This is a genomic window from Pseudoxanthomonas winnipegensis (genome assembly GCF_030322905.1).
Lineage (GTDB): Bacteria > Pseudomonadota > Gammaproteobacteria > Xanthomonadales > Xanthomonadaceae > Pseudoxanthomonas_A > Pseudoxanthomonas_A winnipegensis.
Genome location: NZ_CP095475.1, coordinates 1,549,210 through 1,566,850, shown reverse-complemented (window position 1 = coordinate 1,566,850; position 17,641 = coordinate 1,549,210). Strand labels below are relative to the sequence as shown.

Sequence of the window (17,641 nt, the reverse complement as noted above, 5' to 3'; positions counted from 1 at the left end):
GAGCACCCGCCCCACCCCTGTAGAGCGGAGCTTGCTCCGCTGAGGCCTTCCCACCTATCCCACAGATGTAGAGCGGAGCTCGCTCCGCTGGGGCTTTCCCGATGATCCGGTCGGAAAGCAGCGGAGCAAGCTCCGCTCTACAAGGGATGCTGGTACGTGATGCGGCTCCTACGACAAAGAGGACGGCCTGCCCATGCCGGGTAAACTGTCGCAATGACCGCTACCCCCCACTTCAGTGCACCGGCCAAGAAGTCGCTCGGCCAGCACTTCCTGCACGAGCGGCACTACATCGACCGCATCGTGCAGGCGGTCGATCCCAAGCCGGGCGACACCCTGGTGGAGATCGGCCCAGGCCAGGGCGCGATCACCTTCCCGCTGCTGCGCCGGCACGGCGCGCTGACCGCGATCGAGTTCGACCGCGACCTCATCGCCCCGCTCACCGCCGCCGCGCAGGACGTGGGCGATCTGACCATCCTCCACCGCGATGTGCTCTCGGTCGATTTCACCGCGCTGGCGCAGGGCCGCACGCTGCGCCTGGTCGGCAACCTGCCCTACAACCTGTCCTCGCCGATCCTGTTCCATGCGCTGGACCATGCCGCGGCGATCGCGGACATGCATTTCATGCTGCAGAAGGAAGTGGTCGATCGCATGGCCGCGGGCCCGGGCAGCAAGGTGTACGGACGCCTGAGCGTGATGCTGCAGGCCTATTGCGAGGTGACGCCGCTGTTCGTGGTGCCGCCGGGCGCGTTCAGCCCGCCGCCGAAGGTCGATTCGGCCGTGGTGCGCCTGGTGCCGCGGGATCCGGCGCGCATCGACGTACGCGATCCCAAGCGCCTGGAAGCGGTGGTGCGCGCGGCCTTCGGCCAGCGCCGCAAGACCTTGCGCAATGCGCTGTCCAGCGTGTGCGACGTGGCCCAGATCGAGGCCGCCGGCATCCGCCCCGATGCGCGCGCCGAACAGGTGGCCGTGCGCGACTTCATCGCGCTGGCCAATCTGCCGTACGGCGAGGCGGCCGAACCAGGCTGAGGCTTGAGTACACTGTGCGCATGAGCAGCAACGATTACGCCATCGATGTCGATGTCGCCACCCGGTTCCTGGAAGAACGCTCGGAACCTGCCAGCGGTCATTACGTCTTCGCCTATACCATCGTGATCCGCAACCGCGGCACGCAGCCGGCGCGCCTGCTCGCGCGCCATTGGGAAATCACCGACGGCAACGGCAAGACCGAGCGCGTCGATGGCGAGGGCGTGGTCGGCGAACAGCCGCGCCTGCGTCCGGGCGAGCTGTTCCAGTACACCTCCGGCGCGGTGCTGGAGACCGACCACGGCACCATGCGCGGTCGTTACGACATGGTGGCCGACGACGGCACGCACTTCGATGCCCCGATCGCGCCCTTCGCGCTGTCGGTGCCGCGTACGCTGCACTAAGCGCCATGGCGGTCTGGGCGATTGGCGACCTGCAGGGCTGTTACGACGCCACGGCACGGCTGCTGGAAAAACTCGATTTCGATCCCGCGCGCGACCGGATCTGGTTCTGCGGCGATCTGGTCAACCGCGGCGGACAGTCGCTGGAGACCCTGCGCCTGGTGCATTCGCTGCGCGACCACTGCGAGGTGGTGCTAGGCAACCACGACCTGTCGCTGCTGGCCATCGGCGCGCGCACCGAAGAGGAGCAGCGCAAGGTCAATCCGGACTTGGGCCGGATCGTGCAGGCGCACGACCGCGACACGCTGCTGGAATGGCTGCGCCACCGCGAACTGGTGCACGTGGACCGCGAGCTGGGCTGGATGATGGTGCATGCCGGCCTGGCCCCGCGCTGGAACTGCGCCGCGGCCGAGGGCTATGCGCGCGAGGTGGAGAAGCAGCTGCGTGGCCCGGCATTTCGCAAGCTGATGCGCAGCATGTACGGCGACAAGCCCAACTGGTCCACCGGCCTGGCCGGCCCGGACCGCTGGCGCGCGATCATCAACGTGCTCACCCGCATGCGCTACTGCACGCCGCGCGGACGCATCGCGATGGAAGAGAAAGGCACGCCGGGCACGCAGGCGCAGGGCCTGTATCCCTGGTTCGCCGTGCCCGGCCACGAGCCGCGCGAACTGAAGATCGTCTGCGGCCACTGGTCCACGCTGGGGCTGATGCTGGGCCTGGGCGTGCATGCCATCGACACCGGCGCGGTCTGGGGCGGCAGGCTCACGGCGCTGCAGCTGGACACCGACGAGCTGCGCGTGGTGCAGGTGCCGGGGCGCGATGTCGATCCGGGCACGGCACGGCGCGATTAGCGTCAGGTCGTCTTTCCCGCGAAAGCGGGAACCCATGTACGTTGATTCGGGGAAGCCCCCAAAGGCGCTGGGTTCCCGCTTTCGCGGGAACGACGGTAGAGGGCTTTTGCAGCGGCTTTCGTGAGCGCCTGGCTGGCAGCCGCTAGGCCTGCCTGACGTAATCCACGAACTCGAACGCCAGCGCGTGGCGGTCGTCGGCCGCATGCGGCTGGCGCGCCGTGACGCGCCACTGCGCCGGATCGAAGTGCGGGAAGAACGCCTCGGCGCCCTGTACTTCGGTGTCCACGTGGGTCAGATACAGCACGTCGGCCAGCGGCAAGGCCAGCGCATAGACCTGGCCGCCGCCGATGACGCACAGCTCCTCGGCCCCCTGCCCGCTCGCCTGGCGCAGCGCGGCATCGAGCGAATCGACCGCGACCATGTCCTCGAACGGCACCTGCCCACCCCGCGTCAGCACCAGGTTCAATCGACCGGGCAAGGCACGCCCCAGCGACTGCGCGGTCTTGCGCCCCATCAGCACCGGCTTGCCCAGGGTCAGCGCCTTGAAGCGCTTGAGGTCATCGGGCAGGCGCCACGGCAGATCGTTGTCGCGGCCGATGGCGTTGTGGCGGTCGAGCGCGGCGATGAGCGAGATGCGGGGCCTGGAAGACGCCGGCGCCTCGGACGAGGCCTGCGTCATACCGCCACCGGCGCCCTGATCGCCGGATGCGGGTCGTAGCCGAGGATCTCGATGTCCTCGAAGGTGAAGCCGAACAGATCGGTCACCTCCGGATTCAGATGCAGCTTGGGCAAGGCACGCGGCGTGCGCGTGAGCTGCTCGCGCGCCTGCTCGAAGTGGTTCGAGTACAGATGCGCATCGCCCAGCGTGTGCACGAAATCGCCCACGCCCAGACCGGTGGCCTGCGCCACCATGTGGGTCAGCAGCGCGTAGCTGGCGATGTTGAACGGCACGCCCAGGAAGATGTCGCCGCTGCGCTGGTAGAGCTGGCAGCTGAGCTTGCCGTCGACCACATAGAACTGGAACAGGCTGTGGCACGGCATCAGCGCCATCTGCGGCAGCTGCGCCACGTTCCAGGCGCTGATCACCAGCCGGCGCGAATCCGGGTTGCGCTTGATCTCCTGCACCAGCCACTGCATCTGGTCGATGGTCTGGCCGTCGGCGCCCTCCCAGCTGCGCCACTGCTTGCCGTAGACCGGGCCGAGGTTGCCGTCCGCGTCGGCCCATTCGTCCCAGATGCTGACCTTGTTGTCCTTGAGATAGGCGATGTTGGTCTCGCCCTTCAGGAACCACAGCAGCTCATGGATGATCGAGCGCAGGTGCAGCTTCTTGGTGGTGACCAGCGGGAAGCCTTCGCCCAGATCGAAGCGCATCTGCCAGCCGAACACGCTGCGCGTGCCGGTGCCGGTGCGGTCGGACTTCTCCGCGCCGTGCTCCAGCACGTGGCGCAGCAGCTCCAGGTACTGGCGCATCAGTGCGCCTCCGCGGGCGTGGCCTGCGCCGGGAGCACCGGCTGCAGCACCGGCGCGCGGCGCGAGCGCCACAGCAGGAACAGGCCCAGCGCCACCAGCGGCAGGCTCAGCAGCTGGCCCATCGTCACCCAGCCGAAGGCCAGATAGCCCAGCTGCGCGTCCGGCACGCGCACCAGTTCGACCAGGAAGCGCGAGAGGCCGTAGAGCAACGCGAACAGGCCGGACACCGCGTAGCGATGGCGCGGCCGCATCGAGAACACCCACAGCACCGTGAACATCAGCACGCCCTCGAGCAGCGCCTCGTAGAGCTGCGAAGGATGCCGCGCGTAGCGGTCCAGCGCGCCGGCCGCGTACTGCGCCTGCAGCTGCGCCTGGCTCAGGTGCTGCTCGTAGAGGGCCGGATCGGTGGTCGGGAAGATCACGCCCCAGTTGGTGCCGGTGTACTTGCCCCACAGCTCGCCGTTGACGAAGTTGGCCAGGCGGCCCAGGCCCAGGCCCGCCGGCACCAGCGGCGCCAGGAAGTCCATCGTGTCGAAGAAGTGCAGCCGATGCCGGCGCGACCACAGCCAGGCGGCGGTGAGCACGCCGAGCAGGCCGCCGTGGAAGCTCATGCCGCCCTCCCACACCTTGAACACCTTCAGCGGATTGTCCAGGTAGACCGGCAAGTCGTAGAACAGGATGTAGCCCAGCCGCCCGCCCAGCACCACGCCGAGCATGGCGTAGAACATCAGGTCGGAGAAATGCTCCAGGTTCACGCCCGGCAGGCGCCCGGCCTGCACGCGACGGCGGCCCAGATACCAGGCGGCGAAGAAGGACAGCGCGTAGGCGATGCCGTACCAATGCACATCGACCGGGCCGATGGAAAAGGCGATGGGGTCGAGGTGGTGCAGGAAGATCATGCGTAGCCGACGGCGGACGAAACAGCCGACATTCTGACGTACCCGGCTGGCGCGCGCATGCGGCGCGCCGCAACGCGGCGATCCGCGGCCGCGCTCAGCGCCGCCGGATCAGGGCGCCGAGCCCTCTTCCACCGCCGGCATCGGCGGGCGCAGGCGGAACAGGCGCAGGCCCGCGGCGTTCAGCGCGGACTGTGCCGGCCCGGCGAGGTCTTCTTCGCCCGCCAGCCAGGATTCGACCAGCGTGCGGTCGCCGCGGCAGGCCAGCAGCAGCTCGTGCGCCGGCACCGACGGGCTGGCCTGGGCGACGTCGTGCAGGAACACCTGACGCAGCCGCAGCGAGCCGCGCAGCGCCAGCACCGTCTGCACCAGCAGGAAGGCGCCGATGCCCCAGGCCGCATCGCCCACGCCGCGCGCCGTGGTCAGCCAGGCGAAGGCCACGCAGGCCAGGGCCCGCACCAGGGTGGCGCGGGTGTTCTCGCCCGGCATCTGCCAGCGCTGGTGATGCAGGTATTCGAACCAGGTCAGCACCAGGGCGAAGGCGGCCAGCGCGTTGCAGCCAGCCAGCACCAGCGCGCTGGACGCGGCCACGGCGATGGTCAGGTCGCGGCGGCGCGGGCGCATGGCGGCGGTGTACAGCCCGGGCAGGCGGGTCAGCGTGGCGGTGAGGGCTGGGTGCATGAGGACATCCTGGCGCGGCGGGCGGGGGCGGCGCAGAGGCCGGCGGCGCGCACGGCGCCTGCCTGGATTTCGCTGCACAGACCGTGCCTGGCGGCGAAGCAGGTGCCTGGATGATGCCGCAGTGCGGCAGCCCCGTGAAGGGCGCGTGATGAATATCGGCGAACGGCGGGCATTCCTGTGGTCGAGATCACAGGACGGCATCGGTGGGATGCAGAGGTGGCACGTCGATTCGCCCACCTGTAGAGCGGAGCTTGCTCCGCTGCTCTTCGCCCGGTTCGTGGGAAAGGTCCCAGCGGAGCAAGCTCAGCTTCTCTTCGTCCGGTTCGTGGGTAAGGCCCCAGCGGAGCGAGCTCCGCTCTACAACGCTCAGAGGATCCGCGGCAGATCGGGCAGTTCGTTGTCGCCGCGCTGCCCGGGCACCGCCGGAAACGCGCGGGCCAGCAGCGCCGAGGCGGCCTGCACCCCGGCAACGACCGCGGCCTCCGGATCGCCCTGGCGCATGCCGGCTTCGATCTGCGCGCAGGCCTGGTCCCATTCCTCGACGCTGACGCGGCCTTCCAGCCCCCGGTCGGCGACGATCTCGATCTGGTGATCGGCCAGCAGCAGGTAGATCAGGACCCCGTTGTTGGCGGCCGTATCCCAGGTGCGCAGCCGGGCGAACGCCGCATGCGCGGCCGCGCGCGCGTCCACGCCCGCCCAGACCGCGGACGGATGCAGCCCGGATTCGACCGCGAACATCACCTCGCCGCTGTGCAGGCGCTCGCCTTCGGCGATGGCCTGGGCGATGCGCTGCAGGCGATCGGCCGGGAACAGCCGGTGCGCGGACGGCGCGAACAGGTGCCGAAGCCAGCGCATCACCAGCTCCCCGAGGCGCCACCGCCTCCGGACGAGCCGCCGCCACCGCTCCAGCCCCCGCCGCCGCCGAAGCCGCCCCCGCCACCGAATCCACCGCCGCCCCAGCCACCGCCGCCGAGGCCACCGCCCCAGCCGCCGAAGCCGCCCGGCCCGGCGAAGCGCCCGCCCGAACCGCCCAGCAGTCCCATCAGCAGGCCGATCACGCCCGCCAGCCCGCCCACCAGCACGGAGGCCAGCAGCCAGGCCACCGCGCCACCGGCCACGCCGCCGACTAGCGCGCGCAGCGGCCGCGGCAGCGCGCGCAGCACGGTGCGGGCGAAGCCGGCCACGACCAGGCCGGCGACCAGCGCGAACAGCCAGTCGCCGCCGCCTTGGCGACCGCCGGCCGGGTGCGAACTCTCCGGCGCCGGCAGCGGCTCGCCATCGATCAGCTTGACCAGCACCGCCGTGGCATCGGTCAGGCCGCCGGCGTAGTCGCCCTGGCGGAACTTGGGTGCCAGGTATTCCTGGATGACGCGGTTGGCGACGGCGTCGGGGATGGCGCCTTCAAGCCCGTAGCCGGGCTGGATGCGCACGCGCCGGTCGTCCTTGGCCACCACCACCAGCACCGCGTCGTCCACGCCCTTGCGGCCCAGCTTCCACTGGTCGAAGACGCGCTGGGTGTACTGCTCGATCTCTTCGGGCTGGGTGGTCGGCACCATCAGCACCTGCAGCTGGGCGCCCTTGCGCTGCTGCAGGTCTAGCGCCTGCTGGCGCAGCGCGCCGGCCTGCTCGGCCGAGAGCGTGCCGGTGGTGTCGATGACCGGCGAGTCCAGCGTCGGGATGGCCGCCTCCTGCGCCAGCGCCAGGGGCGCCAGCAGCAGGACCAGCAGCAGCGCAGCCAGGCGCAGCAGCGGTTTCATCGCGTGTTGCGGCGGCAGCTTACTGGGCCGGGGTCGTGGCCGGCGGCGTCTGCTGCGGTGCCTGCGCCGGCAGGGCCTGCGGCTGGGCAGGCGCGCTCGGCGGCGGCTGGCTGAAGTCCACGGTCGGGGCCTGCGAGATCTGCGCCTCGTTGGCGACCGAGAAGTTGGGCTTCTCCTTGGCGCCGGTCACCTTGGCCGTCAGCGCCTGCGGGAACTGGCGGATGTAGGTGTTGTAGTCCTGCACGGCCTGGATGTAGCGGCCGCGGGCCACGGTGATGCGGTTCTCGGTGCCTTCCAGCTGCGCCTGCAGGTCGCGGAAGTTCTGGTCGGACTGCAGGGTCGGATAGTTCTCGCTGACCACCAGCAGGCGGCTCAGCGCGCTGCCCAGCTGGCCTTGCGCCTGGGAGAACTGCTGCAGCGAGTTCGCGTCATCGGCGTTGACCTGGATCTGGCCGACCCGGGCGCGGGCGTTGGTGACCTCGGTCAGCACCTGGCGCTCCTGCTGGGCGTAGCCCTGCACGGTGCGCACCAGGTTGGGGATCAGGTCGGCGCGGCGCTGGTACTGGTTGAGCACCTCGGACCAGCCGGCCTTCACCGCCTGATCCTTCTGCTGGATGGTGTTGTATCCGCAGCCGGCCAGCAGCGTCAGGGCCGCGAGCATCAGCAGGGAACGGAAGACATGGCGCATGGCGTGACTCTCCTGGGGGGTCGACCGGCGGCGCGAGGTGCGCACGCCGCGCATCATGAACAGGCTTTCATTAAAACGCCGTGGCCGCCTGCCCTCAGGCGTCGACCCCGTGCGCCTGGGCGCGGCGGCGCATCAGCAGGTTGAGCACCTCGACCAGCGCCGAGAAGCCCATGGCGAAGTACACGTAGGCCTTGGGCACGTGCAGGTCCAGGCCATCCAGCACCAGCACCACGCCGACCAGCACGATGAAGGCCAGCGCCAGCATCTTCACCGTCGGGTTGGCGTCGATGAAACGGCCCAGCGGATTGGCCGCCAGCAGCATCACCAGCACCGCCAGCACCACCGCCGCCACCATCACCGGGATGTGGCTGGCGAAGCCGACCGCGGTGATCACCGAGTCCAGCGAGAACACGATGTCGATGATCGCGATCTGCGCGATCACCATGCCGAACACCGCCGAGGCCTTGGTCGTGTTGGGATCGCCGTCGTCGCCACCGGTGATCAGCTCGCGGATCTCGCCGATGCCCTTCACCACCAGGAACACGCCGCCCACGATCAGCACCAGATCGCGGATCGAGATGCCCATGCCGCCCACCTCGAACAGATCGCTGCTCATGCGCGACAGATAGGCCAGCGACACCAGCAGCGCGATGCGCGTGATGCAGGCCACCGCGATGCCCAGCTTGCGCGCCTTCGAGCGCTGGCTCTCCGGCAGGCGGCTGACCGCGATCGAGATGAACACCAGGTTGTCGATCCCCAGCACGATCTCCAGCGTGCTGAGCGTCAGCAGCGTCAGCCAGGTATTGGGGTCGGCGAGGAAGTCCAGGTTCATGTGTGGGGGAAACCTTCTAGAGCGAGGAAGAGAACATCAGCCACAGGCGCGGTCCGGCGATCAGCCCCCAGCACAGCAGCACGTTGAGCATCGTCATCAGCACCGCGGCCGAGCCCATGTCCTTGGCGCGGCCGGCCAGTTCGTGGAACTCGGCGCCGTAGCGCTCGATCACCGCTTCCACGGCGGAATTGAGCAGCTCCACGGCCAGCACCAGCAGCAGCGAGCCGACCAGCAGCGCGCGCTGCACGCCGTCGCCGCCCAGCCACAGGCCCAGCGGCGCCAGCACCACGAACAGCACCACTTCCAGGCGGAAGGAGGATTCGTGCAGCCAGGCCGCGCACAGCCCCTGCCAGGACCAGCGCGCCGCCTTGAGCAGGCGCGCGGGGCCGCGCGGGGTATGGCCGTACAGGTCGGCCATGGTCAACGCGCGTCCCGCGGGCGGATCGGGGACGACGGAAGCGGCTGGAGCATGGGCCGGGTCGGGAGGGCAGCGGCGGAAAGCGGCGATTTTGCCATAGCCGGCACACGGGCCGGGTTAGCCGCACGCCAGCGGGTCAGTTGCGTGCTTCCGGGCAGGCAGCGCTGGTGCGGCAGGGCGGCGCGCGCCGTCGGGGTGGACGGCAGGCCTCGGGCTGGTTCACTGTGCGCCGCTGTTCGAAGGTTCCGTGGAGGGTTCTACCGTGTCGATCAAGTCGAGTGTTTCCATTGTGCTGGCCGCCTGCGTGGCCTTGCTGACCGCCTGTGCGCAGACCCAGCTCGCCACCGCGCCCACCCCGCCGCCCGCGACCGCGCCGGCCGCACCGCCCGAAGTGGCCAGCGGCGCGGTGTCCAACCCGGCCTGGGCCAAGGACATGGACGCCTTCGCCGCGCAGGACGCGGCCAACCCGCCGCCCAGGCACGCCGTGCTGTTCATCGGCAGCTCCTCGATCCGCATGTGGAGCACGCTGGCGCAGGACTTCGCCGGCACGCCGGTGATCAACCGCGGCTTCGGCGGCTCGGAGGTGCGCGACAGCACGTATTACGCCGACCGCATCGTGGTGCCCTACCAGCCACGCGAGATCGTGTTCTACGCCGGCGACAACGACCTGGCCGCCGGCCGCAGCGTGCAGCAGGTGGTGCAGGACACCTTCGCCTTCATCGCCCGCGTGCGCCGCGACCTGCCCGGCGTGCCGGTGGTCTACCTGTCGATCAAGCCCAGCCCCTCGCGCGCGCAGCTGCTGCCGCAGATCCGCCAGGTCAATGCGCAGATCGCCGCCCGCGCCGCGCGGCTGCAGGGCGTGCACTTTGTCGACGTGTTCACCCCGATGCTGGGCGCCGACGGCCAGCCGCGCAGGGAACTGTTCCGCGAGGACATGCTGCACATGACGCCGGAGGGCTATGCCATCTGGACCCGCGCGCTGAAGCCGTACGTGGAAGGCAGCGCGCGCTGAGTGCCTAAGCGGCGAAGATCGCGGTGCCGCGCCGGCCGTCGCGATCGACCCAGCCGCGGTACATGCCGGCGGTGTTGAACGGCAGCGCCAGCCGGCCCTGCGCATCGACGGCGATCACCCCGCCGTCGCCGCCCAGCGCCGGCAGCGTGCCGAAGATCACCGCATCCGCCGCCTCGCCCACGCTGGCGCCGCCGTAGGCCACGCGCGCGGCGATGTCGTGCGCGGCCGCGCAGCGGATGAAGGCCTCGCCCCAGCCGGTGGCCGAGACGGCGACCTGCGTATCGGCCCAGGTACCGGCGCCGATCAGCGGCGAGTCGCCCACGCGGCCCCAGCGCTTGTTGGTCATCCCGCCGGTGGACGTGGCCGCGGCCAGGTGGCCGTGCCGGTCCAGCGCCACCGCGCCGACGGTGCCGAAGTAGCGGCCCGAGGCCGCCGCGCCCTCGCGTTCGTCCGCCTGCGCGCGTTGCAGCTGCGCCAGGCGCGCCGGCGTGCCGAACCAGGCGTTATCCACGCGCGCGATCCCGGGCTGGCCATCGGCGAAACGCTCGGCGCCCGGCCCGACCAGCAGCACATGCGGGCTGTGCTCCATCACCGCGCGCGCCAGCTGGACCGGGTTGCGCACCGTGCGCACGCCGGCCACCGCGCCGGCGCAGCGAGTGTGGCCTTCCATCAGCGCCGCGTCGAGCTCGTGGTCGCCCTGCGCGGTAAAGACCGCGCCGTAGCCGGCGTTGAACCACGGCGCCTCCTCCAGCGCGACCACCGCCGCCTGGACCGCGTCCAGCGCGGCGCCGCCGCGTTGGAGCACCGCGTGGCCGGCATCGAGCGCCTGCGCCAGGGCCGCGTGAATCGCCTGCTCCTGGTCCGGCGCCAGCGCATCGATCACCCCCGCGCCGCCGTGCACGGCCAGGGCGATGGGCGCATCGGGCGCAGGCATGCCGGGCGGCGCTTAGAAGAACCGCACCGTGGCGGTGGTGCCCTGCCCCAGCACGCTGTCCAGCTCGATCTTCCAGCCGAAGCGCCGGCACAGCCGCGAGACGATCGACAGGCCCAGCCCGGTGCTGTGCTGGCGCGTGTCGTCGGCGCGATAGAAGGGCTCGAAGGCACGCTGCACCGCGTCGGCGGTCATGCCGATGCCGGTGTCGCGCACCACCAGGCGGTCGCTTTCCACGCGCACCTCGATCTGGCCCTCGTCGGTATAGCTGCAGGCGTTGCGCAGCAGATTGCTGACCACCACATGCATCACCCGCGGCGGCGCGTGCAGGCGCGGCCTGGCGTTGCACACCACGGTCAGGTCGACCGGCTTGCCTATCAGCAGGTCGCGCGCGCTCTCGGCCTCGTCCAGGACCACATCGACCAGTTCGAAGTCCTCGCTCTGCGGCTCGACATCCGCCTCGCGCGCCAGGATCAGGAAGGCGTCGATCACCGCCTCCATTTCGCGCGCCGAGCGCTGGATGCGCTGCAGCGAGCGCACCGCGCGCGGCGGCAGCTCGCCGGCCAGGGCCAGGTCGGTGGCCACGCGGATGACGGTCAGCGGCGTGCGCAGCTCGTGGCTGGCGTCGCAGGTGAAGTCGCGTTCGCGGGCAACGTGGGCCTCCACACGCTGCGACAGGCCGTGCAGGGCCTCGGCCAGGCTGCGCGCCTCGCCCTGCACCTCGCGCGGCAGCTTGTCCGAGGCCAGCGCCGAGGTGTCCGGCGCCCGCGGATCCCATTGCGAGACCTGGCGCGCCAGCCACGAGGTCGGCGACACCAATGGACGGAAGAAGCGATAAGTCAGATAGGACGCGCCATACAGCGCGCCCAGGCACAGCAGCATCGGCAGCGCGCCGGACCAGAAGAACAGGCGCTCGGCCTGGGTGCCCAGCCAGGCCAGGTAGAGCCGACCTTGCGGGCGCTCGTCGACCAGCACCACCTCGCTGCCGACGGTATGCACGCCGGGCTCGAGCTCGCGCAAGGGCTCGGGCAGGTTGAGCGTGGACTGGCCCGGCAGGACCAGATAGCCGCGCAGATCGTGCGTATTGGGCGGCGGCTGCGCCTTGGAGGTGGCGTACAGGTCCCAATAATGGGCGGCCTCCTCGTGCAGCATCGTCTGCACCAGGCTGCGCTTGATGACCGCCGAGACGATCAGCACCGACGCGATCACCGCCAGGCTAGCCAGGGCCACCCTGAGGATGAACGCGATGCGGATGCTATGGGGAAGTTCCTGGGGCACGACGCGCGATCAGTCTTCAGGAGAACCGCACGCCACCGCGCCGGAAGGCGCCTGTACGCATCAGGCGATGTCGGCGACGCGGTAGCCGGCGCTCTGCACGGTGTGCAGCAGCGGCTTGTCGAACGGCTTGTCGATCACCTTGCGCAGGTTGTACAGGTGGCTGCGCAGGGTGTCCGAATCCGGCAGTCCGTTGCCCCAGATCTCGCGCTCGATTTCCTGGCGGGTGACCACGCGCGGCGATTCGCGCATCAGGATGGTGAGCAGGCGCAGGCCGATCGGCGAGAGCATCAGCTCGGTGCCGCCGCGGGTGACGCGCATGCTGACCGGGTCCAGCACCAGGTCGGCGACCTTGAGCACTTCCGAACCGACCTGGCGGCGCTCGCGGCGGATCAGCGCGCGCAGGCGCGCTTCCAGCTCCTGGATCGCGAAGGGCTTGGTCAGGTAGTCGTCGGCGCCGGTGCCCAGGCCGCTGAGCTTGTCGTCCAGCGTGTCGCGCGCGGTCAGCATCAGCACCGGGGTGGACTTGCGCGCCTCGCTGCGCAGGCGGCGACAGACTTCCAGGCCATCCATGCGCGGCAGCATCAGGTCCAGCACCAGCACGTCGTAGCTGTTCTCGGTGGCCAGGCGGTAGCCATCCAGGCCGTCGGAGGCGTAATCCACCTCGAAGCCCTTGCCCTCCAGATACTCACCGATCATCTCGGAGATGTTGCGGTTGTCCTCGACGACCAGGACCAGTCCCGAGGTTTCCTGTGCATGACGCATAACGTGATCTCCGAAAAAGTGCCCAAACTTTCAGGTTTGTGAAACTATCGGGCGTGGAGTCGACGATGCGTGAAGGCGGTGTCCCGATCACGTGATCGACCGTGATCGGGTGCTGGTGCAGGCTCGGGCGAGTGCGCGACAGACGCGGTTTTGCGAAATTTCGGCGCGCGCGTGCCCCGCTATAGGCGCACCTTGCCGCGCAGGATGTCCACGAACATCACCCAGTCCCCGGCCAGCGAATAGAACGGATGACGGAAGGTCGCCGGCCGGTTCTTCTCGAAGAAGAAGTGCCCGACCCAGGCGAAGCCGTAGCCGCACACCAGCGCGGCCAGCGCGAAGCCCCAGCGGCCGGTGGCCAGCGCCGCGGCCAGCAGCGCCAGCACGCCGCAGCTGCCAAGAAAGTGCAGCCGCCGCGAGGTGCGGTTGGCGTGCTCGCTCAGATAGAACGGATAGAACGCGCGAAAGGAAGCGAAGCGGCGCATGTCCGGGCGGCACTGGCGAAAGACGCGCGCAGTGTCGCGCCCGTGTCCGCGAAGGTCACGCTGCGACGCGGCGTCAGGCGTGGCGCGGCCCGAACATGATCACGGCCATCCCGCACAGGCAAAGGCCCGCGCCCAGCACGTCCCAGCGCGTCGGGCGCACGCCGTCGACGGCCCACAGCCAGCCCAGCGCCACGGCGATGTAGACCCCACCGTACGCCGCGTACACGCGCCCCGAAGCGGTGGGATGCAGGGTCAGCAACCAGGCGAACAACGCCAGGCTCGCCGCCGCCGGCAACAGCAGCCACGGGCTGCCCTCGTGGCGCAGCCACCGCCATGGCAGATAGCAGCCGACGATCTCGGCCAGCGCGGTGGCGAAGAACAGCAGGACAGTGGTCATGCGCCAGCGCGCTCGTGTCGCTTGATCCGCTGCCAGAGCGCCTCCTGCGCCTCCAGCTCCAGCTCGGCGAAGACCAGGCCCTCGCGCGTGGCTTCGGCCTCCATCGCGCGGAAGCGGCGCTCGAACTTGGCATTGGCGTGGCGCAGCGCGCCGCCGGCGTCCACGCCGGCCTTGCGCGCCAGGGTGAGGCAGACGAACAGCACATCGCCGATCTCATCCTCCAGCCGGGCCGCGCGCTGTGGATCGTCCTCGCCGCGCGCCAGCTCGGCCCGCACCTCGTCGATCTCCTCGTACAGCTTGTCCAGCACCGGCGCCGGGCCCGGCCAGTCGAAGCCGGTCCGCGCCGCGCGCGACTGCAGCTTGGTCGCACGCTGCCATTCGGGCAGGCCGCGCGCGATCCCGGCCAACGCCGAGGGATCGGTCTGCCCCTTGGCCGCGCGCTCCTGGCGCTTGATGTCCTCCCAGTTGGCGCTGACCGCCGCGCTGCCGTCCACCTGGGTCTGCGCGAATACGTGCGGATGGCGCCGCACCAGCTTGTCGGAGATCGTGCGCGCCACGTCCTCGAAGGCGAACACGCCCTGCTCGGCCGCCATCTGCGCGTGGAACACCACCTGCAGCAGCAGGTCGCCGAGCTCGTCCTTCAGATCGTCCAGATCGCCGCGGTCGATCGCATCGGCGACCTCGTAGGCCTCCTCGATCGTGTACGGCGCGATGGTGGAGAAATCCTGTTCCAGATCCCAGGGGCACCCGCCGTCGGGATTGCGCAGCTGCGCCATGATCGACAGCAGGCGTGCGATCTGCGTGCCCGGCTCGGCCATGGGGTCACCTCTTGCGATGTGGGGAAGATCGGCGGCGCGTCAGAGCCAGTCGCGCCACGGCAGCGCAGGGTCGCCCAGCGCCATGAAGTCGCCGTTGAGCAGGCTCTCGCGTCGGTTGTAGCGGAAGGCGCGGCCATCGGGCGCCAGCAGCGCGCCGCCGGCGGCCTCCAGGATGCATTGCCCGGCCGCGGTATCCCATTCGCAGGTCGGGCCGAAGCGCGGGTACACGTCCAGCGTGCCCTCGGCGATGCGGCAGAACTTCAGCGACGAGCCCAGCGGCACCGGTTCGGCGCCCGGCAGCTGGTCCAGCACCGCCTGGGTGCGCGGATCGCGGTGCGAGCGGCTGGCGGCCACGCGCAGCGGCGCGCGCGCCGGCTGGCGCGTGCGCAGTTCGCGGTCGGTCTGGCCGTCGCGGCGCAGCGCCACCTGCCCGGCCTGGGCATGCCACAGCGTGCCGGTGACCGGCGCCATGATCACGCCGAACACCGGCTGATGCGCCTCGATCAGTGCGATGTTGACGGTGAACTCGCCGTTGCGCTTGACGAACTCGCGCGTGCCGTCGAGCGGATCGACCAGCCAGTAGGCGTGCCAGTCCTGGCGCGCGGCCCACGGCGTCTTGGCGCCCTCCTCGCTCAGCAGCGGCAGGTCCGGCGTCAGCCGCGCCAGCCCGTCGGCGATGATCCGGTGCGCGGCCAGGTCGGCGCGCGTGAGCGGGCTGTTGTCGGCCTTGTGCTCGACCTCGAAGTCCTCGGCATAGACCTGCATGATCGCGTCGGAGGCGTCGCGCGCGATGGTCAGCACCGCCTCGTGCAGGTCCGCGGTGATGCGACTCATGCCTGGGCCGCCAGCCACTCGCGGGCGATGAACAGCGCCGCCAGTGATCGGCCTTCGGAAAAGTCCTCGCGCAGCATCAACTGGTCCAATGCATCAAGCTTCCACGGCACCACTTCAAGTTCCTCGGGTTCATCGCCCGGCAATCGCTCGGGATACAGGTCGCGCGCGACCACCAGCCAGGACTGGTGGCTCATGTAGGTCGGCGCCAGGGTCAGGGCGCGCAGCACGTCCAGCTGGCGCGCGCCATAGCCGGCCTCTTCCTTGAGCTCGCGGTCGGCGGCCTGCAGCGGCGTCTCGCCGGCGTCGATGCGGCCCTTGACCAGGCCCAGCTCGTAACGGTGCATGCCGGCGGCGTACTCGCGCACCAGCAGCACGGTGTCCTTGTCGATCAGCGGCACCACCACCACCGCGCCATGGCCGCTGCTGACCTGGCGGTCGAACACGCGCCGCTCGCCGTTGGAGAATTCCAGGTCCAGCTTCTCCATGCGCAGCGGGCCGACCTGGTGCTCGGTCACGCCATGGATCAGCGGCAATCTGCGGCTCACGCGCCCAGCCTGCTGCCGCGCGCGGCAGCGGTCGATATCATGGGCGCATGCGAGTCGATCATCAGCCGCGAATGCTAGCAGAGCAGAACAGCGCTGCGCCCGTCTTCAGGCGCGAACCATGCGCGTGACACGCGTGCACGTGGAGGCGGCGCTGGCACCGGGGCACGAGGTCGCCCTGCCCGAGGACGCCGCCGCGCACCTGGCGCGCGTGCTGCGCCTGCGCGAAGGCGATGCCTGCGTGCTGTTCAACGGCGATGGCCACGACTACCCGGCGCGCCTGGTGTCGCTGGACAAGCGTCAGGTGCGCGCCCGCATCGGGGCCGCGCAGCCGCTGCAGAACGAATCGCCGCTGCGCATCGTGCTGCTGCAGGGCATCGCCCGCGGCGAGAAGATGGACCTGATCCTGCAGAAGGCCACCGAACTGGGCGTGGCGCAGATCCTGCCGGTCGACTCCGAGCGCTCGGAGGTCAAGCTGTCCGGCGAACGCCTGCACAAGCGACTGGCGCACTGGCAGGGCGTGGTCGTGGCCGCCTGCGAACAGTCCGGGCGTGCCCGCGTGCCGGAGGTCGCCTCCCCGCAAGCCCTGATCGCCGCCGCCGCGGCCCTGCCCGACGATGCCCTGCGCCTGCTGCTCGATCCGCAGGGCGCACACGCCCTGAGCACGCTCCAGGCCCCGGCCTCGCAGCGGGTGGTGATCGCCATCGGCCCCGAGGGCGGCTGGTCGCCGCGCGACCGCCAGGCGCTGGAGGCCGCAGGCTTCCAGGGCCTGCGCCTGGGCCCGCGCGTGCTGCGCACCGAGACCGCCGGCCTGGCCGCCATCGCCGCGCTGCAGGCGCGGCTGGGGGATCTGTAAGACAGGCCGCGATCGCGTGGTTGTTTCGGGAGGGCGCGCTTCTCGCGCTGTGCGCGAAAGTCCATGGGTTCCCGCGTTCGCGGGAACGACGATAGAGACGTTTCAGCGGCTTTACGCTGAGAACCGCTTCAAGAATGTTCGCTGACGGCTCGCAGCGACGCTGACGCGACGCGCTGTTTCAGGCCTTCAATGCCATCGCCCACCGCGCATGAGGCGTGAATCCGCAGGCACAGGACTTCAGGCCGGCTCGGCGATCACCTGGGCGAGCATCGCCTCGATCGCCTCCAGGTCAGGCAGCAACGCCGCCTCGTCGCCCAGCAGCACCCGCATGTGCACCCCGTGCGGCAGCGCCTCCTCGCTGGCGTCGGCCAACAGGCCATCGCGTGGCACCGAGATCAGGCGCGGGAAGGACTGCGTCAGCAGGCCGATGTACGGCATCCCCTCGCCCCCGGTCAGCGTCTTGAGCACCACGAACTTGCTGGCGGCGTTGACGCTCTCGCGCCCCAGCCCGCCCAGCGCGACCATGGAGAACAGCGGCACCTGCCAGCCGTGCCAGTCGATGGTGCCGGGCAGCCAGTGCGGCGCCTCGGCCACCGGCTGGACCGGCACCCGGGCCAGGACCTCGGCCACGGTCGCGTTGGGCAGCAGCACGCGTTCGTCGCCGGTCTGCACCAGCACGCCGCGGATTTCGTCATTGGCTCGGGACATG

23 protein-coding genes are annotated in these 17,641 nt (G+C 70.3%); 5 read left to right on the top strand and 18 right to left on the bottom strand.

Translation table 11 applies throughout. The features are described from left to right. The first annotated feature begins 213 nt into the window (after window positions 1-213). From rsmA to MWN52_RS06950, 3 genes are read left to right on the top strand one after another with little or no spacing between them, the layout of a single operon-like run. Window positions 214-1,026, top strand: a complete 813-nt coding sequence (gene rsmA, locus MWN52_RS06960; RefSeq protein ID WP_130519234.1) for a 16S rRNA (adenine(1518)-N(6)/adenine(1519)-N(6))-dimethyltransferase RsmA — start codon at window positions 214-216, stop codon at window positions 1,024-1,026. 20 nt (window positions 1,027-1,046) lie between these two features. Continuing rightward, window positions 1,047-1,427, top strand: coding sequence for a Co2+/Mg2+ efflux protein ApaG (gene apaG, locus MWN52_RS06955; RefSeq protein ID WP_130519236.1), 381 nt, complete (start codon window positions 1,047-1,049; stop codon window positions 1,425-1,427). A 5-nt stretch (window positions 1,428-1,432) separates the two neighbouring features. After that, a complete protein-coding gene (locus tag MWN52_RS06950) occupies window positions 1,433-2,278 on the top strand; it encodes a symmetrical bis(5'-nucleosyl)-tetraphosphatase (protein ID WP_130523602.1) in 846 nt (281 codons plus the stop codon). 142 nt (window positions 2,279-2,420) lie between these two features. Here the strand turns inward: MWN52_RS06950 and MWN52_RS06945 are convergent, their stop codons facing one another. The 9 genes from MWN52_RS06945 to MWN52_RS06905 form a co-directional block, all read right to left on the bottom strand. Continuing rightward, window positions 2,421-2,957: a dihydrofolate reductase gene (locus tag MWN52_RS06945; RefSeq protein ID WP_286577200.1), complete on the bottom strand. Its 537-nt coding sequence runs from the start codon at window positions 2,955-2,957 to the stop codon at window positions 2,421-2,423. After that, window positions 2,954-3,748: a thymidylate synthase gene (locus MWN52_RS06940; protein ID WP_286577199.1), complete on the bottom strand. Its 795-nt coding sequence runs from the start codon at window positions 3,746-3,748 to the stop codon at window positions 2,954-2,956. Before MWN52_RS06940 ends, MWN52_RS06945 begins: the two co-directional genes overlap by 4 nt. Continuing rightward, the gene (gene lgt / locus MWN52_RS06935) at window positions 3,748-4,647 is read right to left on the bottom strand and encodes a prolipoprotein diacylglyceryl transferase (RefSeq protein ID WP_286577198.1); all 900 of its coding nucleotides are present in this window, start codon (window positions 4,645-4,647) and stop codon (window positions 3,748-3,750) included. The genes MWN52_RS06940 and lgt overlap by 1 nt, the downstream gene beginning before the upstream one ends. A gap of 108 nt (window positions 4,648-4,755) precedes the next feature. After that, window positions 4,756-5,325: a hypothetical protein gene (locus MWN52_RS06930; protein WP_286577197.1), complete on the bottom strand. Its 570-nt coding sequence runs from the start codon at window positions 5,323-5,325 to the stop codon at window positions 4,756-4,758. 366 nt (window positions 5,326-5,691) lie between these two features. Continuing rightward, window positions 5,692-6,180 (bottom strand): TPM domain-containing protein, encoded by a 489-nt coding sequence (locus MWN52_RS06925; protein ID WP_286577196.1) that lies wholly within the window; start codon window positions 6,178-6,180, stop codon window positions 5,692-5,694. Then, on the bottom strand, window positions 6,180-7,082 hold the full coding sequence (locus MWN52_RS06920; protein WP_286577195.1) for a TPM domain-containing protein: 903 nt from the start codon (window positions 7,080-7,082) through the stop codon (window positions 6,180-6,182). Before MWN52_RS06920 ends, MWN52_RS06925 begins: the two co-directional genes overlap by 1 nt. A gap of 19 nt (window positions 7,083-7,101) precedes the next feature. Next, a complete protein-coding gene (locus MWN52_RS06915) occupies window positions 7,102-7,770 on the bottom strand; it encodes a LemA family protein (protein ID WP_286577194.1) in 669 nt (222 codons plus the stop codon). A 94-nt stretch (window positions 7,771-7,864) separates the two neighbouring features. After that, entirely contained in the window at window positions 7,865-8,602 is a 738-nt protein-coding gene (locus tag MWN52_RS06910; protein ID WP_286577192.1) for a TerC family protein, read from the bottom strand. Window positions 8,603-8,618: 16 nt separating this feature from the next. Next, window positions 8,619-9,020, bottom strand: a complete 402-nt coding sequence (locus tag MWN52_RS06905; RefSeq protein WP_286577191.1) for a diacylglycerol kinase — start codon at window positions 9,018-9,020, stop codon at window positions 8,619-8,621. A gap of 247 nt (window positions 9,021-9,267) precedes the next feature. Here MWN52_RS06905 and MWN52_RS06900 point away from each other — a divergent pair, with 247 nt between their 5' ends. Next, the gene (locus tag MWN52_RS06900; protein WP_425608089.1) at window positions 9,268-10,032 is read left to right on the top strand and encodes an SGNH/GDSL hydrolase family protein; all 765 of its coding nucleotides are present in this window, start codon (window positions 9,268-9,270) and stop codon (window positions 10,030-10,032) included. Between the two features lie 4 nt (window positions 10,033-10,036). Here the strand turns inward: MWN52_RS06900 and MWN52_RS06895 are convergent, their stop codons facing one another. The 8 genes from MWN52_RS06895 to nudE all read right to left on the bottom strand — a co-directional run bounded on the left by MWN52_RS06895 (window position 10,037) and on the right by nudE (window position 16,079). Next, window positions 10,037-10,966: an isoaspartyl peptidase/L-asparaginase family protein gene (locus MWN52_RS06895; protein ID WP_286577189.1), complete on the bottom strand. Its 930-nt coding sequence runs from the start codon at window positions 10,964-10,966 to the stop codon at window positions 10,037-10,039. Between the two features lie 12 nt (window positions 10,967-10,978). Continuing rightward, window positions 10,979-12,241, bottom strand: coding sequence for a sensor histidine kinase (locus tag MWN52_RS06890; RefSeq protein ID WP_286577187.1), 1,263 nt, complete (start codon window positions 12,239-12,241; stop codon window positions 10,979-10,981). Window positions 12,242-12,301: 60 nt separating this feature from the next. Beyond that, a complete protein-coding gene (locus MWN52_RS06885) occupies window positions 12,302-13,003 on the bottom strand; it encodes a response regulator transcription factor (RefSeq protein WP_014159900.1) in 702 nt (233 codons plus the stop codon). Between the two features lie 179 nt (window positions 13,004-13,182). Beyond that, the gene (locus MWN52_RS06880; RefSeq protein WP_130519258.1) at window positions 13,183-13,485 is read right to left on the bottom strand and encodes an Mpo1-like protein; all 303 of its coding nucleotides are present in this window, start codon (window positions 13,483-13,485) and stop codon (window positions 13,183-13,185) included. 73 nt (window positions 13,486-13,558) lie between these two features. Beyond that, complete coding sequence (locus MWN52_RS06875; RefSeq protein WP_130534370.1) at window positions 13,559-13,882, bottom strand: YnfA family protein; 324 nt, start codon at window positions 13,880-13,882, stop codon at window positions 13,559-13,561. Beyond that, window positions 13,879-14,700, bottom strand: a complete 822-nt coding sequence (gene mazG / locus MWN52_RS06870) for a nucleoside triphosphate pyrophosphohydrolase (RefSeq protein WP_286577185.1) — start codon at window positions 14,698-14,700, stop codon at window positions 13,879-13,881. The genes MWN52_RS06875 and mazG overlap by 4 nt, the downstream gene beginning before the upstream one ends. 39 nt (window positions 14,701-14,739) lie before the next feature. After that, complete coding sequence (gene cysQ / locus MWN52_RS06865) at window positions 14,740-15,534, bottom strand: 3'(2'),5'-bisphosphate nucleotidase CysQ (protein WP_130519264.1); 795 nt, start codon at window positions 15,532-15,534, stop codon at window positions 14,740-14,742. Further along, on the bottom strand, window positions 15,531-16,079 hold the full coding sequence (gene nudE, locus MWN52_RS06860) for an ADP compounds hydrolase NudE (RefSeq protein WP_286577184.1): 549 nt from the start codon (window positions 16,077-16,079) through the stop codon (window positions 15,531-15,533). The genes cysQ and nudE overlap by 4 nt, the downstream gene beginning before the upstream one ends. Before the next feature lie 118 nt (window positions 16,080-16,197). Here nudE and MWN52_RS06855 point away from each other — a divergent pair, with 118 nt between their 5' ends. Next, complete coding sequence (locus MWN52_RS06855; RefSeq protein ID WP_286577183.1) at window positions 16,198-16,932, top strand: 16S rRNA (uracil(1498)-N(3))-methyltransferase; 735 nt, start codon at window positions 16,198-16,200, stop codon at window positions 16,930-16,932. Between the two features lie 237 nt (window positions 16,933-17,169). Here MWN52_RS06855 and MWN52_RS06850 read toward each other — a convergent pair whose 3' ends face one another. Then, the gene (locus tag MWN52_RS06850) at window positions 17,170-17,640 is read right to left on the bottom strand and encodes a chemotaxis protein CheW (RefSeq protein WP_130519269.1); all 471 of its coding nucleotides are present in this window, start codon (window positions 17,638-17,640) and stop codon (window positions 17,170-17,172) included. Window position 17,641 lies beyond the last annotated feature (1 nt).

Bases quoted from the DNA above. Each gene is read 5' to 3' on its own strand.
- MWN52_RS06855 (WP_286577183.1), top strand. From the start codon at position 16,198: ATGCGCGTGACACGCGTGCACGTGGAGGCGGCGCTGGCACCGGGGCAC.
- MWN52_RS06850 (WP_130519269.1), bottom strand. From the start codon at position 17,640: ATGTCCCGAGCCAATGACGAAATCCGCGGCGTGCTGGTGCAGACCGGC.
- MWN52_RS06875 (WP_130534370.1), bottom strand. From the start codon at position 13,882: ATGACCACTGTCCTGCTGTTCTTCGCCACCGCGCTGGCCGAGATCGTC.
- rsmA (WP_130519234.1), top strand. From the start codon at position 214: ATGACCGCTACCCCCCACTTCAGTGCACCGGCCAAGAAGTCGCTCGGC.
- MWN52_RS06895 (WP_286577189.1), bottom strand. From the start codon at position 10,966: ATGCCTGCGCCCGATGCGCCCATCGCCCTGGCCGTGCACGGCGGCGCG.
- mazG (WP_286577185.1), bottom strand. From the start codon at position 14,700: ATGGCCGAGCCGGGCACGCAGATCGCACGCCTGCTGTCGATCATGGCG.
- cysQ (WP_130519264.1), bottom strand. From the start codon at position 15,534: ATGAGTCGCATCACCGCGGACCTGCACGAGGCGGTGCTGACCATCGCG.
- MWN52_RS06920 (WP_286577195.1), bottom strand. From the start codon at position 7,082: ATGAAACCGCTGCTGCGCCTGGCTGCGCTGCTGCTGGTCCTGCTGCTG.
- MWN52_RS06915 (WP_286577194.1), bottom strand. From the start codon at position 7,770: ATGCGCCATGTCTTCCGTTCCCTGCTGATGCTCGCGGCCCTGACGCTG.
- MWN52_RS06930 (WP_286577197.1), bottom strand. From the start codon at position 5,325: ATGCACCCAGCCCTCACCGCCACGCTGACCCGCCTGCCCGGGCTGTAC.
- MWN52_RS06925 (WP_286577196.1), bottom strand. From the start codon at position 6,180: ATGCGCTGGCTTCGGCACCTGTTCGCGCCGTCCGCGCACCGGCTGTTC.
- lgt (WP_286577198.1), bottom strand. From the start codon at position 4,647: ATGATCTTCCTGCACCACCTCGACCCCATCGCCTTTTCCATCGGCCCG.
- MWN52_RS06880 (WP_130519258.1), bottom strand. From the start codon at position 13,485: ATGCGCCGCTTCGCTTCCTTTCGCGCGTTCTATCCGTTCTATCTGAGC.
- MWN52_RS06945 (WP_286577200.1), bottom strand. From the start codon at position 2,957: ATGACGCAGGCCTCGTCCGAGGCGCCGGCGTCTTCCAGGCCCCGCATC.
- MWN52_RS06950 (WP_130523602.1), top strand. From the start codon at position 1,433: ATGGCGGTCTGGGCGATTGGCGACCTGCAGGGCTGTTACGACGCCACG.
- apaG (WP_130519236.1), top strand. From the start codon at position 1,047: ATGAGCAGCAACGATTACGCCATCGATGTCGATGTCGCCACCCGGTTC.
- MWN52_RS06905 (WP_286577191.1), bottom strand. From the start codon at position 9,020: ATGGCCGACCTGTACGGCCATACCCCGCGCGGCCCCGCGCGCCTGCTC.
- MWN52_RS06910 (WP_286577192.1), bottom strand. From the start codon at position 8,602: ATGAACCTGGACTTCCTCGCCGACCCCAATACCTGGCTGACGCTGCTG.
- MWN52_RS06940 (WP_286577199.1), bottom strand. From the start codon at position 3,748: ATGCGCCAGTACCTGGAGCTGCTGCGCCACGTGCTGGAGCACGGCGCG.
- MWN52_RS06885 (WP_014159900.1), bottom strand. From the start codon at position 13,003: ATGCGTCATGCACAGGAAACCTCGGGACTGGTCCTGGTCGTCGAGGAC.